Source organism: Mesorhizobium captivum, from assembly GCF_033977165.1.
Classification (GTDB): domain Bacteria; phylum Pseudomonadota; class Alphaproteobacteria; order Rhizobiales; family Rhizobiaceae; genus Mesorhizobium; species Mesorhizobium captivum.
Map to the genome: position 1 here is coordinate 149,576 of NZ_JAVIJB010000006.1, position 13,976 is coordinate 163,551.

The following is a 13,976-nucleotide window of genomic DNA, read 5'->3' on the forward strand; positions in this document are numbered from 1 at the left end:
TTCCCAGGCCGGCGGAATCGGCCTATATCTCCACCCCTCAATAGGCTCAAAACCATGCGCGTGCTCGTCGTCGAGGATGACAAGGATCTCAACCGCCAATTGGCGGATGCGCTGGTCGATGCCGGCTATGTCGTCGACCGCGCCTATGACGGCGAGGAGGGGCATTTCCTCGGCGACACCGAGCCTTACGACGCCGTCGTCCTCGATATCGGCCTGCCGCAGATGGACGGCATCAGCGTCGTCGAGCGCTGGCGCCGCGGCGGCCGCAAGATGCCGGTGCTGATCCTGACCGCGCGCGACCGCTGGAGCGACAAGGTGGCAGGCATCGATGCCGGCGCCGACGACTATGTCACAAAACCCTTCCACATCGAGGAAGTGCTGGCCAGGGTGAGGGCGCTGATCCGCCGCGCCGCCGGCCATGCCTCTTCGGAACTCACCTGCGGTCCGTTGAGGCTCGACACCAAGGCCTCCAAGGCCGATGTCAACGGCGTGCCGCTGAAGCTCACCTCGCATGAGTTTCGGCTGCTCGCCTATCTGATGCACCATATGGGCGAGGTGGTGTCGCGCACCGAGCTGGTCGAGCATCTCTACGACCAGGATTTCGACCGCGATTCCAACACCATCGAGGTGTTTGTCGGCCGGCTTCGCAAGAAGATGGGCATCGACATGATCGAAACCGTGCGAGGCATGGGCTATCGCATGCGAGAGCCGGAGGCGTGACGCGGAACCGCTGAAGCCAAGGATGGGAACGTGGCTTTCAAGGCTGCGGCTCTGGCCGCGCTCGCTGACCTTCCGCGTCATCGCCTTTTCCACGATCTGGGCGATCCTGACGCTGGTCGTCATCTTCACCCTCATCACCACGCTCTACCGCCAGGCCAGCGAGCGCGGCTTCGACAGCCTGCTTTCGGCGCATCTGTTCAACCTGATCGGCTCCGTCGGCATCTCCGACAACGGCGCGCTGACCGGCTCGCCCGACCTTGGCGATCTGCGCTTCTCGGAGCCGAATTCCGGCTGGTACTGGTCCGTGGAGCCGGCCTCCGAAGGCGTTCACGGCGAAATCCATTCCTCCTCGATGACGACCTCGATCCTGTCGCCAAGCGTCGCCGAGGTGCCCTTCAACGCGAACTTCCAGCGCAGTTACGCGGCCGAAGGCATCAAGGGCGAGGAGCTCCAAGTCTTCGAGAGCGAGTTCGTGCTCGATGCCCAGAACCGCGCCGCGCGCTTCCGCGTCATGGGCAATCACAGCGAGCTGGAACAGGAGATCGCGAGCTTCCAGCGCCGCCTGCTCACCTATCTATCGCTGTTCGGCGTCGGCATGATCGCCATCAACGCCATCGCCATCCTGCTTGGCCTGCAGCCCTTGCGCCGGGTGCGCAATGCGCTCGCCATGGTGCGCGAGGGCACGGCGCAGCGGCTCGACGGAAGTTTTCCCGCCGAGATCGAGCCTCTGGCCAGCGAGACCAACGCGCTGATCGAGAACAACAAGCGCATCGTCGAACGCTCGCGAACCCAGGTCGGCAATCTCGCCCATTCGCTGAAGACGCCGCTTGCCGTGCTGATCAACGAGGGCCGCGCGCTCGGCGGCGCCAAGGGCCAGCTCATCGCCGAGCAGGCTGCCTCGATGCAAAAGCAGGTCGATCATTATCTGCAGCGCGCCCGCGTCGCCGCCCAGCGCGACAGCGTCGTTTTCCGCACGCCGGTGAAGCCGCTGGTCGAGCGCATGGTGCGGGTGCTGCAAAAACTCAACCCGCGGACGAAGCTGACGCTGTCGCCGCCGCCGGCCGAGATCGTCTTTGCCGGCGAGCGCGAGGATCTGGAGGAATTGCTCGGCAATCTGCTCGACAATGCCATGAAATGGGCGAAGAGCGCCGTCGCGGTTTCGGTTGCGCTCGTGCCGGAAAGCGCCAGCCTGTTTGAAATCGTTATAGAGGATGACGGGCCCGGCATTCCCGAGGCCAGCGCGCGGGAAGTGTTGAAGCGTGGCAAGAGACTGGACGAGACGAAGCCGGGAACGGGGCTTGGGCTTGCCATTGTCGCCGACCTCGTGAACGAGTATGGAGGCGCCCTGGCGCTGGAACGGTCCGGCATGGGCGGCTTGAGGGCGGTGGTGAGATTGCGGAGCCTTCAGTAATGTTTTTTGTCGATTATCGTGCGGCCGCCTGCGGCCAAATTTCCGACAAATATCAACACTATGGACTCGCCATCCTCCCCGATGGCGCGGCCGCCAATCTATCTCACTCAAGAAGTCCGTCCCGCTCAAGAGACCCGGTTGCTGGCATGAAGATTCGCGTCGCGCTCGTTTCCGCCCTGATGGCCGTTTCGGGCTGCACCACGCTGGGCAGGAGCGGTCCGGGCTCTCCGGTCACGCCCGTCGCCGCGCCGCCGGCTGGCGGCAAGGTGGGAACCAGCATCGTCGCGGCCATGAATGGCGGGTTGGTCGGCGGATCGATCGGTTCGGGTCTGAGCGACACCGAGAAGCGCAAGGGCCTCGAGGCGGAATACAAAGCGTTGGAATACAACGCCAGCGGCCAGAAAGTGACGTGGAAGGGCGACAGCTCGTCCCATTACGGCGAGGTCGTCGCGGCCCAGCCCTATCGGGTCGGCTCGCAGGATTGCCGCCAGTATACCCACACCGTTTATATCAGCGGCGCGGGAGTCACAGCGCGCGGCACTGCCTGCCGCAATGCCGACGGCAGCTGGACGCCGCTGACCTAGGTTAGGCAGCAGCCGGCGCGATTTTGATATTGATCAAGGTCGGCCGGCGCATCTGCCGTCAAAGCGTCGCACGAAGGTCGTGTTGGCAGGGCAGGGCTCTGCCGTTATTGGAATAGCCATGCTGTTCTGGGTCATAGCCGCAATCCTTACGCTCGGCGCCAGCCTGGCGGTGCTTTTGCCGCTGGCCGGCGGCACGAAAGGCGCGTCTGCGGCCGGCGATCACGACCTCGAAGTCTATCGCGACCAGCTTTCGGAGCTCGATCGCGACATGGCGCGCGGCCTGATCCAGCCGGGCGAGGCCGAGGAAGCGCGTGCCGAGATCGGCCGCCGCATCCTGCGTCTCGGCTCGGGTAGCCAGTCGGGCACGCAAGCGCCGCGCCCCTCGCGCGCGGCAAGGCTGGTTGCCACTGCCGCCGTGCTGGCGGTGCCGCTGGTGAGCTGGGGGCTTTACGGCGCGCTCGGCTCGCCCGACCTGCCGTCGCAGCCGCTGGCCGAGCGGCTTGCAAAGAACCCGTCCGAATCCTCGGTCGACGAGCTGGTCGCCCGCGCCGAGGCGCACCTTGCCGCCAATCCATCCGACGGCAAGGGCTGGGACGTGCTGGCGCCGGTCTATCTGCGCCTGCAGCGCTTCCCTGACGCGATAACCGCCTATCGCAATGCCATCCGCCTCGACGGCGACAGCGCCGTCCGCCAGGCCGGTCTTGGTGAGGCGATCGCCAACGCCGCCGGCGGCATCGTGTCGGCCGAGGCTCAAGGTGCCTTCGAGGCGGCGCTGAAGCTCGATCCCGCCAACGCCAAGGCGAATTTCTATCTGGCGATGGGCCTTGCCCAGGAAGGCAAGAAGGCCGAAGCCGCCGCAGCCTGGCAAAAGATGCTCGGCCAGCTGGCGCCGGATTCGCCCTGGCGCAACGCCGTCCAGCAGGCGCTCGCGCAGACTGAGCCCTCTGTCGCGGCAGCGGCACCGGCCAATGGCCCGGATGCGCAAGCTGTCGAGGCGGCGCAGCAGATGTCGCCGCAGGACCGGCAAGCAATGATCGAGACCATGGTCGCCGGCCTCGACGACAGGCTGAAGCAAAATCCGCGCGACGAGGAAGGATGGATGCGGCTCATTCGTTCCTATGTCGTGCTCGGCAAGGCCGACCAGGCGCGCGATGCGCTCGGCCGCGCCGTCGCTGTCTTTGGCGCCGATAGCGAGCAAGCCAAGAAATTCACCGCCTTTGCCGCCTCCCTCGGTCTGATGGCGACGGAGTAAGAGATGACGCGCAAGCAGAAGCGATTGTCGGTGATCCTGGCGGGGCTGGCCTTCCTCGGCGCCGCCGCGGGTCTCACCTTCTACGCGCTCGGCCAAAAGGCGTCCTATTTCTACATGCCGGCCGATCTCGCCGTCGCAACGGTGCAGCCTGGCCAGCGCATCCGCCTCGGCGGCCTCGTCGAAAAGGGCACGATCGTGCGCGGGCAGGGCGCCACCGTCGCCTTCTCGGTTACCGACAAGCAGAAGTCGGTCAAGGTCACCTATACCGGCATCCTGCCCGATCTCTTCCGCGAGGAGCAGGGCGTGATCACCGAAGGTGCTTTCGGCCCGGACGGCGTCTTCGTCGCCGACAGCGTTTTGGCCAAGCATGACGAGCGCTATATGCCGAAGGAAGTCGCCGACGGCCTGAAGGCAAAGGGCGTCTGGCAGGAAAGCAAGAGCGAGTAGTCATGATGGTAGAGACCGGACATTTCGCCCTCGTCCTCGCCTTCGCGCTGTCGCTGGTGCAGATGCTGGTGCCGCTGGTCGGCGCCCGCACCGGCAATCAGCGGCTGATGGCGGTCGGCGGTACGGTGGCGGTCACCGGCTTCGCGCTCACCGCGCTCTCCTTCGCGGCATTGGCCACAGCCTATGCCGGCTCCGACTTTTCGGTGGCGAGCGTCTGGGAGAACTCCCATTCGCTGCAGCCGATGATCTACAAGATCACCGGCACCTGGGGAAACCACGAAGGATCGATGCTGCTCTGGGTGCTGATCCTGACCTTCTTCGGCGCGCTTGTCGCTGTCTTCGGCGCCAACCTGCCGGCGACGCTCAAGGCCAATGTGCTCGCCGTGCAGGGCATGATCGGCGCCGCCTTCTTCCTGTTCATCCTGGCGACCTCGAATCCCTTCGTCCGGCTGAACCCCGCGCCGATCGAGGGCCGCGATCTCAACCCGATCCTGCAGGATCTCGGCCTCGCCATCCATCCGCCGCTGCTCTATCTCGGCTATGTCGGCTTCTCGATCTGCTTCTCCTTTTCGGTCGCGGCCCTGATCGAAGGCCGCATCGACGCCTCCTGGGCGCGCTGGGTGCGGCCCTGGACGCTGGTCGCCTGGATGTTCCTCACCGGCGGCATCGCCATGGGCTCCTATTGGGCCTATTACGAGCTCGGCTGGGGCGGCTTCTGGTTCTGGGATCCGGTCGAGAACGCCTCCTTCATGCCCTGGCTCGCCGGCACCGCGCTGCTCCATTCTGCGATCGTCATGGAGAAGCGCTCGGCCCTGAAGATCTGGACGCTGCTGCTTGCGATCCTCACCTTCTCGCTGTCGCTCCTCGGCACCTTCCTGGTGCGCTCCGGCGTGCTGACGTCCGTGCATGCCTTCGCCACCGACCCGGCCCGCGGCGTCTTCATCCTCTGCATCCTGACGCTGTTCATCGGCGGCTCGCTGGCGCTGTTTGCGCTGCGTGCGTCGCGGCTGGCAGCCGGCGGGCTGTTCCACCCGATCTCGCGCGAGGGCGCGCTGGTCCTCAACAACCTCTTCCTCACCACGGCGACAGCGACGGTGCTCGTCGGCACGCTTTACCCGTTGGCGCTCGAAGCCGTCACCGGCGGCAAGATCTCGGTCGGCGCGCCCTTCTTCGACCTGACCTTCGGTCCGCTGATGCTGCCGCTGCTCGCCATCGTGCCCTTCGGCCCGCTGCTCGCCTGGAAGCGCGGCGATGTCTTTGCCGCCTCACAGCGCCTGATGGCAGCCTTCGCTCTGGCGCTGGCCGCGATGCTGGTCACCGGCCTGCTCATCGACGGCGCTTCGGTCTTTGCCGCACTCGGCGTCGGCCTCGCGGTCTGGCTGGCCGCCGGCGCGCTCACCGACCTTGCCGTCAAGTCCGGTGTCGGCTCGGTCGCGCCGGCCGTCATGCTGAGGCGCTTCGCCGGCCTGCCGCGCTCGGTTTTCGGCACGGCACTTGCTCATCTCGGGCTGGGGCTCACCTTGCTCGGCATCGTCGGCACGCTGTCCTTCGGCACCGAGAAGATCCTCACCATGCGCCCGGGCGAGACGGTGGAGCTGTCGGGCCACACGCTGCGCTTCGAAGGGCTCGTCCCGCAGAAGGGCCCGAACTTCACCGAGGATCGCGGCCGCTTCCTTTTGATCTCAGACGGCAATGCCGATGGCGAGATCGCGTCCGCCAAGCGGTTCTATCCGGTGCGGCAGACGGTGACGACCGAGTCCGGCATCAGGACGCTGGGCCTCAGCCAGCTTTATCTGTCGCTCGGCGACGAGGGCAAGGACGGCTCCGTCGTCGTGCGCCTGTGGTGGAAGCCGCTCGTGACGCTGATCTGGGGCGGCGGGCTGGTGATGATGGCTGGCGCCGCCATGTCGCTGCTCGATCGCCGCCTGCGCGTCGGCGCGCCGTCTCGCCGCCGCAAGCCGGCTGCCGCCGCTGTGTCTGTGGGTCCGACATGAAGGCCAGGTTTTCGCTCGCCTCGCTGATCCTCCTGCTGGCGCTGGTCTTTGCCGGCGCGGCACAGGCGGTGAAGCCCGATGAGGTGCTGCCTGATCCGGCGCTGGAGGCTCGCGCACGCGCACTCTCCGAGGGCCTGCGCTGCATGGTCTGCCAGAATCAGTCGATCGACGAATCCGACGCCGACCTGGCGCGCGACCTGCGCGTCCTCGTGCGCCAGCGCCTCGTCGCCGGCGACACCGACCAGCAGGTGATGGACTATATCGTTTCGCGCTATGGTGAGTTCGTGCTGCTGAAGCCCCGCTTCAGCCTGCGCAACGCGCTTTTATGGGGCACGCCGGTACTCCTGCTGCTGGCCGGCGGCATCTTCATACTGATCAGCGCCCGCTCAAGCCGCCCGGCACCGGAGAGTACCCTGAGCGCCGAGGAACAGGCGGCGCTGGATAAGCTGCTGCGCGAATAAGCCGACGCAGCGAAACATTACAAAATTTTCATGTACCGGAAATGGCGCCGTAATGTGCGCCGCTCTAATCCTCTTGCCCGAGGATGCTTCGCCTGAGCGCGCATCCCTTCGAAAGAGGATACGAAACCCATGAATATTGCCTCCAATTCATCTTCCGGCACCCGCAAGCGCCTGCTTGCGGCCGTCGCTTCCCTGGCCGTCGTCGGCGCAGTCGGCGCAGGCGTGCTCGCAACCGGCACCGCCCCCGTGCTGGCCGACGCGGTGCGCGTCGAGGCCCCGCAGGTGCCGAGCTTCGCTGATGTCGTCGAGCACGTCTCGCCGGCGGTCGTCAGCGTCAAGGTCAAGGCCAAGATCCAGCCGACGGCAGATGACGGCTCCGACGATCAGAACGGCTTCGACAACCTGCCCGACAACCCGCAGCTGCGCCGTTTCTTCAAGGAGTTCCGGGGCTTCGGCGATCAGGGCGGCCAGTTCGGCATGCCCCGCTTCAACCACCGCAACCATGGCAATGGTGAGCCGCGTCCGGTCGCTCAAGGCTCGGGCTTCTTCATTTCCGAGGACGGCTATCTAGTCACCAACAACCACGTCGTCTCGGAAGGTTCGGACTTCACTGTCGTCACCAATGACGGCAAGGAGCTTGACGCCAAGCTGATCGGCACCGATCCGCGCACCGACCTCGCTGTGCTGAAGGTCGATGGCGGCGGCAAGTTCACCTATGTCGACTTCGCCGACGACTCCAAGATCCGCATCGGCGACTGGGTGGTTGCCGTCGGCAATCCGTTCGGCCTCGGCGGCACCGTCACCGCGGGCATCGTCTCGGCCCGCGGCCGCGACATCGGCGCCGGCCCCTATGACGACTTCATCCAGATCGACGCCTCGGTCAACCGCGGCAATTCGGGCGGTCCGACCTTCAACCTCAACGGCCAGGTGATCGGCATCAACACCGCCATCTTCTCGCCGTCGGGCGGCAGTGTCGGCATCGCCTTCGACATCCCGGCCTCGACCGCCAAGCAGGTCGTGGAGGACCTGATGAAGAACGGTTCCGTCCAGCGCGGCTGGCTCGGCGTCGAGATCCAGCCGGTCACCTCCGACATCGCCGAGTCGCTCGGCCTGAAGTCGGACAAGGGCGCCCTGGTTTCGAGCGCCCAGGACGCCGGTCCGGGCAAGAGGGCCGGCATCACCGCTGGTGACGTCATCACCCAGGTCGACGGCAAGGACGTCGCTTCGCCGAAAGAACTCGCCCGCATGATCGGCGCCTATGCGCCGGGCAAGTCGGTCGACGTCACCGTCTGGCGCAACGGCAAGAACGAGACGGTCAAGGTCGATCTGGGCACCTTGCCTTCGAGCGACAAGCAGGCCTCGAACGACGACAACAACAAGCAGGCCGCGCCCGCCAAGCCCGATACGCTTGCCGATCTGGGCCTCACCGTCACCAAGTCGGAAAACGGCAAGGGCCTGGTGGTCACCGACGTCGATCCGGACAGCGATGCGGCCGATCGCGGCATCCAGCCTGGCGACGTCATCACCTCGATCAATTCGAATGAGGTGAACACCACCGACGACGTCTCCAAGGCGATGACCGACGCCACCAAGGCAGGCCGCAAGGCCGTGCTGATGCAGATCACCCGCGACGATGCGAACCGCTTCGTCGCGCTGCCGGTCGGCAAGGGCTGATCTGATAGAGCGGTTCATCGTTTCTCGGAAACGGTGAACCGCTCCGTCGCTTTTGTTTGACGCAATTCCGGACGGAAAACCGTTTCGCGCTTTTCCTGGAGTTGCTCAGCGACTTTTCCTTGCGGCGGTTTCAACACCCCCGAACCGCCGCCGGGAAAACATGGGGCCGAGCACGTCAGTCAGTCACCGTGTTTCGCTCCTGGCGGCAGCGGGTTCCCATCACTCGCTGCCGCTTTACCACAAAGGTAAGTGGAATGGCCGCACCTCAATCTTCCGGTGAAATCGCGTATAACGGCTCCATGAAGATTCTCGTCATGGAAGACGATCGCGAGGCGGCGGACTACCTCAAGAAGGCTTTCGCCGAGGCGGGCCATACCGCCCATGTCGCGGGCGACGGCGAGACCGGCTTCGCGCTTGCCGATGCCGGCGACTATGACGTGATGGTCGTCGACCGCATGATGCCGCGCCGCGACGGGCTTTCGGTGATCGCCGCGCTCCGCTCGCGCGGCAACACCACGCCGGTGCTGATCCTGTCGGCGCTGGGCGAGGTCGACGACCGCGTCACCGGGTTGCGCGCCGGCGGTGACGATTATCTGACCAAGCCTTATGCGTTTTCCGAATTGCTCGCCCGCGTCGAGGTGCTGAACCGCCGCGCCGGCGCACGGGAGTCCGAGACCGTCTACCGCGTCGGCGATCTCGAGCTCGACCGCCTGTCGCATTCGGTCAAGCGCGCCGGGCGCGAGATCACGCTGCAGCCGCGCGAGTTCCGCCTGCTCGAATATCTGATGCGCCATGCCGGCCGAGTGGTGACGCGCACCATGCTGCTCGAGAATGTCTGGGACTATCATTTCGATCCGCAGACCAACGTCATCGACGTTCACGTCTCGCGCCTGCGCGGCAAGATCGAAAAAGGCTTCGACAAGCCGATCCTGCATACGATCCGCGGCGCCGGCTACATGCTGAAAGGCGGGTAAAGCCGATCATGGCTCTTTCCCTGCCGGCCATCATGAGGACGACGGCGGCCCGGCTTTCGGCGCTTTATCTGCTGCTTTTCGCGCTCTGCGCCGTGCTGCTGGTCTTCTACATGACGTCGCTGTCGGCGCGCATGCTGACCGCGCAGACCCAGGAGACCATCAACGACGAGGTGCTGGGCCTGGCTCGCGCCTACCAGCGTGGCGGCCTGCCGGTTTTGGTGCGCGTCGTCGAGGCCCGCTCCCGCCAGCCCGGCGCCAACCTCTATTTGATCGCGGACGCCAACGGCCAGATCCTGACCGGCAACGTGCAGAGCCTGGAGCCTGGGGTCATCGAGACCGAGGGTTGGACCACCGAGCCCTTTTCCTACCAGCGCTTCGGCGAGGGCGAGCTCGACCGCTTGCGCAGCGGAGACCAGGCCGCGCCTTCGACCGGGACCAGCGGCGCGCAATCCGAGGGCGAGAAGGGCCACAACGCAATCGCGCTTGTGCTGAGACTGCCCAACCAGATGATCATGCTGGTCGGCCGCGACCTCGGCGAGCCCGAGCGCTTCCGCGCCGTCATCAAACGCTCGCTGATGCTGGCGCTGGGCATGATGGGTCTCGGCGGGCTCTTGATCTGGTTCTTCGTCGGGCGCGCGGCGCTGAAGCGCATCGACAGCGTCTCCGATGCAAGCCGCCGCATCATGGGCGGCGACCTCGGCGGACGGCTGCCGGTGACCGGCGCCGGCGACGAATTCGACCGCCTGTCGGAAAACCTCAACACCATGCTTGCCCGCATCGCGATGCTGAACGAGGGGCTGAAGCAGGTCTCCGACAACATCGCCCATGACCTGAAGACGCCGCTGACCAGGCTGCGCAACCGCGCCGAGGCCACACTTGCCGGCAAGCACAAGACGACCGACTACCGCCAGGCGCTGGAGGGCACGATTGCCGAATCCGACCAGCTCATCAAGACGTTCAACGCCATCCTGATGATCTCAAGGCTGGAGGCCGGTTATTCCTCCGAGACGGCCGGCCCGGTCGACCTCGCCGCCACGGTGAGCGATGTCGTAGAGCTCTACGAGCCGGTAGCGGAGGAGGCGGGCGTTGTGCTGGAAGCCACGGTGCCGGAAGCCGTCACCATAAACGGCAACCGCGAGCTGATCGGCCAGGCGCTATCGAACATCGTCGACAACGCGATCAAGTATTCGACCGGCGCGGCCGAGAGCCCGAAAGTGCGCGTCACGCTGGAGCGTGCCGGCGGCGAGGTCAAGCTTTCCGTTTCCGACAACGGCCACGGCATTCCCGACGATGCCGACCGCGCGCGGGCCACCGAACGCTTCGTGCGGCTGGAAAAGAGCCGCTCGCAGCCGGGCTCGGGTCTCGGCCTCAGCCTCGCCAAGGCGATCATGACTTTCCACAACGGCAGGCTTGATCTTCTGCCCGCCAATCCCGGATTGTCCGTAGTCATGAGTTTCCCGTCACGGGAGACGCATTGATGGCGGCAAGGATGGCAAAGAAAAAGATCGAAACCGGATGGCAACTCCGCCCGACGCTGGCGCTTCGCCCGCTGGATGGCGACCATGCCCGGCGGGAATTGTCCGAGATCGCGGACGCAGCAGAGGAAGACGGCCTTACGCGTCTCGCCGCATTCCTCGCGGGCAAGGGGCCGCTGCAGGATCTGCTCGCCGCCATCTTCGACCTGTCGCCGTTCCTGCGCGATATGGCCCGCCGCCGGCCGGCCATTCTCGACGTGCTGTTCGATCAGACGATCGAAGCGCGGCTCAGCGACATCGGCGAGGCGATCGATCGCGCGGCGCGGGCCGAGACTGTTTCGGAAACGAGCCGGATGATGGCGCTCAGGCAATTCAAGGCCGAGGCGCATTTCCTGATCGCGCTCGCCGACCTTTCCGGCGAAGCCGAAACCGCGCTGACGGTGCGCCGCCTCAGCGACCTGGCGGATGCCTCGACGCGCGCCGCCGTCGATTTCCTGCTGCTCGATGCGCATGGGCAGGGCAAGCTCAAGCTGCCCGATCCCAAAGACCCTGCGCGCGGCTCGGGCTGGATCCTGCTCGGCATGGGTAAGCTCGGCGCGCATGAGCTGAATTTTTCCTCCGACATCGACCTCGTCGTCTTCTTCGATCCGGAGGCGCCGGCTGTCATCGACCCGCTCGACGCGGCGGAACTGTTCTCGCGCCTCACGCGCCGGCTCGTGCGTATCCTCCAGGACCGCACCGAGCACGGCTATGTCTTCCGCACCGATCTGAGGCTCCGTCCCGATCCCGGCTCGACGCCGCTGGCGATCCCGGTCGAAGCAGCGCTTCGCTACTACGAAGCGCGCGGCCAGAACTGGGAGCGCGCCGCCATGATCAAGGCGCGGCCGGTTGCAGGCGACCTTGCCGCGGGCGCGGCCTTCCTCAAGGAATTGCAGCCCTATGTCTGGCGCAAATACATGGACTACGCCGCGATCGCCGACGTCCATTCGATCAAGCGCCAGATCCACGCCCACAAGGGTCATGGCGAGATTGCAGTGAAGGGCCACAACGTCAAGCTTGGCCGCGGCGGCATCCGCGAGATCGAGTTCTTCGTCCAGACGCAGCAGCTCATCGCCGGCGGCCGCTTCCCGGAGCTGCGCGGTCGCGAGACGGTGCCGATGCTTGGCGCGCTCGCCGCGCGCGGCTGGATCACCGCCGATGCGCGCGACGCGCTTACCCGGCAATACTGGTTCCTGCGCCGTGTCGAGCACGCCATCCAGATGGTGGCCGACGAGCAGACGCATATTCTGCCGGAGGATGACGAGGAGCTGGAGCGCATCGCGCTGATGCTCGGCTTTGCGGACGAGGTGGAATTCGCGAAAACCTTCCGCGCTTCGCTGCAGCAGGTCGAGCGTCACTATGCGGCCTTGTTCGAGACGGCGCCCGAACTGTCGGCCGGCATCGGCAACCTGGTCTTCACCGGCGATGTCGACGACCCCGACACGCTGCGGACCTTGCACGGCCTCGGCTTCCAGCGGCCGAGCGACATCTGCCGCGTCATCCGCGGCTGGCATTTCGGCCGCTACCGCGTCACCCAGTCGGCCGAAGCGCGCGAGCGGCTGACGGAGCTGACTCCGGCGCTCTTGAAAGCCTTCGGCCAGACGCGCCGCGCCGACGAGGCGCTGATGCGCTTCGACGAGTTCCTTGCCGGCCTGCCGGCCGGCATCCAGCTGTTCTCGCTGCTGCAGTCGAACCCTGCGCTGCTCAAGCTGATGGCGACGATCATGGGTGGTGCGCCACGGCTCGCCGCCATCATCACGCGCCGCCCGCATGTCTTCGACGGCCTGCTCGATCCGGCGCTGCTTACCGAGCTGCCGGATCGCGCCTATCTTTCGGCGCGGCTTGCGGCCTTCATCGAGGGCGACCGCGCCTATGAGGATGTGCTCGACCGCCTGCGCATCTTCGCCTCCGAGCAGAAATTCCTGATCGGCGTGCGCCTGCTGGCCGGCTCGATCGATCCCGCGCGGGCGGGGCGCGCTTTTTCCGACCTCGCGGATCTCACCATCGAGGCGGCGCTTCAAGCGGTGATTGCCGAGTTCGCGCTGCGCCACGGCAGGATTGCCGGGGCCAGGGTGGCGCTGCTCGGCATGGGTAAGCTTGGCAGCCGCGAGCTCACCGCCGGATCGGATGTCGATCTCATCCTGCTCTACGACCACGACGCGGATGCGGAGGAATCCGACGGCGAGAAGCCGCTGGCGCCGTCGCATTACTACACCCGCATGACGCAGCGGCTGATCGCCGCCGTCTCAGCACCGACCGCCGAAGGCGTGCTTTACGAGCTCGACCTTCGCCTGCGCCCCTCCGGCAACAAGGGGCCGGTCGCCACCCATGTCGACGCCTTCAAGAAATATCAGCGCCAGGATGCCTGGACCTGGGAGCATATGGCGCTGGCAAGAGCCCGCGCCATCGGCGGCGATGCCGAACTCTGCGCCGAAGTCGAGGAGGATGTCGCGGCGGTGCTCGCCCTGCCGCGCGACGGCGTCAAGGTAAAGGCGGAGGCCTCGGAGATGCGGGCGCTGATCGAAAAGGAGAAGCCGCCGCGCGACCTCTGGGACATCAAGCTGATCCCGGGCGGCCTCATCGACCTCGAGTTCATTGCGCAGGTCGCGGTCATCACCGGCGCTATCGAGCCCGGCCGTCGGGTGACCGCGACGGCGGATGTGCTGGCGCGGCTGGCGCCGCAATTCGCTGCAGCCGACGTCAGGCAGGAACTTTGCGAGGCCTGGCGGCTCTATATGGCGTTGACCCAGATGATCAGGCTTTGCCTCACCGGTGAGTTTCAGCGCGACGATGTCCCGCCGGGGCTTTCGGATCTGCTTCTGGCGGTCACCGACCTTCCGGATTTCGCTGTGCTGGAAGCACATCTCAAGGAGACGTCGCGGAAGGTCAGGAAGGATTTCGATCTTCTGCTTCGCGCGGGAGCGGCGGCGCGCTTGGAGTCCTGA

Annotated in this window: 11 protein-coding genes; all 11 read left to right on the forward strand. The window is 65.9% G+C overall.

The window, feature by feature from the left end; genetic code table 11:
- Nucleotides 1-54 precede the first annotated feature (54 nt).
- Nucleotides 55-720 carry a response regulator transcription factor gene (locus tag RFM40_RS08025; RefSeq protein ID WP_041002188.1) on the forward strand — a complete coding sequence of 222 codons (666 nt, stop codon included), beginning with the start codon at nt 55-57 and terminating at the stop codon, nt 718-720.
- A 22-nt stretch (nt 721-742) separates the two neighbouring features.
- A complete protein-coding gene (locus RFM40_RS08030) occupies nt 743-2,131 on the forward strand; it encodes an ATP-binding protein (protein ID WP_320225516.1) in 1,389 nt (462 codons plus the stop codon).
- A complete protein-coding gene (locus RFM40_RS08035; RefSeq protein ID WP_320225515.1) occupies nt 2,131-2,715 on the forward strand; it encodes an RT0821/Lpp0805 family surface protein in 585 nt (194 codons plus the stop codon). Before RFM40_RS08030 ends, RFM40_RS08035 begins: the two co-directional genes overlap by 1 nt.
- Nucleotides 2,716-2,833: 118 nt before the next feature.
- Nucleotides 2,834-3,967 carry a c-type cytochrome biogenesis protein CcmI gene (ccmI, locus tag RFM40_RS08040; RefSeq protein ID WP_320225514.1) on the forward strand — a complete coding sequence of 378 codons (1,134 nt, stop codon included), beginning with the start codon at nt 2,834-2,836 and terminating at the stop codon, nt 3,965-3,967.
- Between the two features lie 3 nt (nt 3,968-3,970).
- Entirely contained in the window at nt 3,971-4,414 is a 444-nt protein-coding gene (gene ccmE / locus RFM40_RS08045) for a cytochrome c maturation protein CcmE (protein ID WP_320225513.1), read from the forward strand.
- Nucleotides 4,415-4,419: 5 nt separating this feature from the next.
- Nucleotides 4,420-6,408 (forward strand): heme lyase CcmF/NrfE family subunit, encoded by a 1,989-nt coding sequence (locus tag RFM40_RS08050; protein ID WP_320225677.1) that lies wholly within the window; start codon nt 4,420-4,422, stop codon nt 6,406-6,408.
- Complete coding sequence (locus tag RFM40_RS08055) at nt 6,405-6,869, forward strand: cytochrome c-type biogenesis protein (RefSeq protein ID WP_320277359.1); 465 nt, start codon at nt 6,405-6,407, stop codon at nt 6,867-6,869. The genes RFM40_RS08050 and RFM40_RS08055 overlap by 4 nt, the downstream gene beginning before the upstream one ends.
- Nucleotides 6,870-6,998: 129 nt before the next feature.
- The gene (locus RFM40_RS08060) at nt 6,999-8,543 is read left to right on the forward strand and encodes a Do family serine endopeptidase (protein WP_320277360.1); all 1,545 of its coding nucleotides are present in this window, start codon (nt 6,999-7,001) and stop codon (nt 8,541-8,543) included.
- 299 nt (nt 8,544-8,842) lie between these two features.
- Complete coding sequence (locus RFM40_RS08065; RefSeq protein ID WP_320225676.1) at nt 8,843-9,517, forward strand: response regulator transcription factor; 675 nt, start codon at nt 8,843-8,845, stop codon at nt 9,515-9,517.
- 8 nt (nt 9,518-9,525) lie between these two features.
- Complete coding sequence (locus tag RFM40_RS08070; protein ID WP_320225510.1) at nt 9,526-10,995, forward strand: sensor histidine kinase; 1,470 nt, start codon at nt 9,526-9,528, stop codon at nt 10,993-10,995.
- A complete protein-coding gene (locus RFM40_RS08075; RefSeq protein WP_320225509.1) occupies nt 10,995-13,976 on the forward strand; it encodes a bifunctional [glutamine synthetase] adenylyltransferase/[glutamine synthetase]-adenylyl-L-tyrosine phosphorylase in 2,982 nt (993 codons plus the stop codon). Before RFM40_RS08070 ends, RFM40_RS08075 begins: the two co-directional genes overlap by 1 nt.

What these genes read in the sequence shown, in the direction of transcription:
- RFM40_RS08075 (WP_320225509.1), top strand. Translation starts at nt 10,995, where the DNA reads ATGGCGGCAAGGATGGCAAAGAAAAAGATCGAAACCGGATGGCAACTC.
- RFM40_RS08070 (WP_320225510.1), top strand. Translation starts at nt 9,526, where the DNA reads ATGGCTCTTTCCCTGCCGGCCATCATGAGGACGACGGCGGCCCGGCTT.
- RFM40_RS08050 (WP_320225677.1), top strand. Translation starts at nt 4,420, where the DNA reads ATGGTAGAGACCGGACATTTCGCCCTCGTCCTCGCCTTCGCGCTGTCG.
- RFM40_RS08060 (WP_320277360.1), top strand. Translation starts at nt 6,999, where the DNA reads ATGAATATTGCCTCCAATTCATCTTCCGGCACCCGCAAGCGCCTGCTT.
- RFM40_RS08035 (WP_320225515.1), top strand. Translation starts at nt 2,131, where the DNA reads ATGTTTTTTGTCGATTATCGTGCGGCCGCCTGCGGCCAAATTTCCGAC.
- RFM40_RS08025 (WP_041002188.1), top strand. Translation starts at nt 55, where the DNA reads ATGCGCGTGCTCGTCGTCGAGGATGACAAGGATCTCAACCGCCAATTG.
- RFM40_RS08030 (WP_320225516.1), top strand. Translation starts at nt 743, where the DNA reads ATGGGAACGTGGCTTTCAAGGCTGCGGCTCTGGCCGCGCTCGCTGACC.
- RFM40_RS08065 (WP_320225676.1), top strand. Translation starts at nt 8,843, where the DNA reads ATGAAGATTCTCGTCATGGAAGACGATCGCGAGGCGGCGGACTACCTC.
- RFM40_RS08055 (WP_320277359.1), top strand. Translation starts at nt 6,405, where the DNA reads ATGAAGGCCAGGTTTTCGCTCGCCTCGCTGATCCTCCTGCTGGCGCTG.
- ccmI (WP_320225514.1), top strand. Translation starts at nt 2,834, where the DNA reads ATGCTGTTCTGGGTCATAGCCGCAATCCTTACGCTCGGCGCCAGCCTG.
- ccmE (WP_320225513.1), top strand. Translation starts at nt 3,971, where the DNA reads ATGACGCGCAAGCAGAAGCGATTGTCGGTGATCCTGGCGGGGCTGGCC.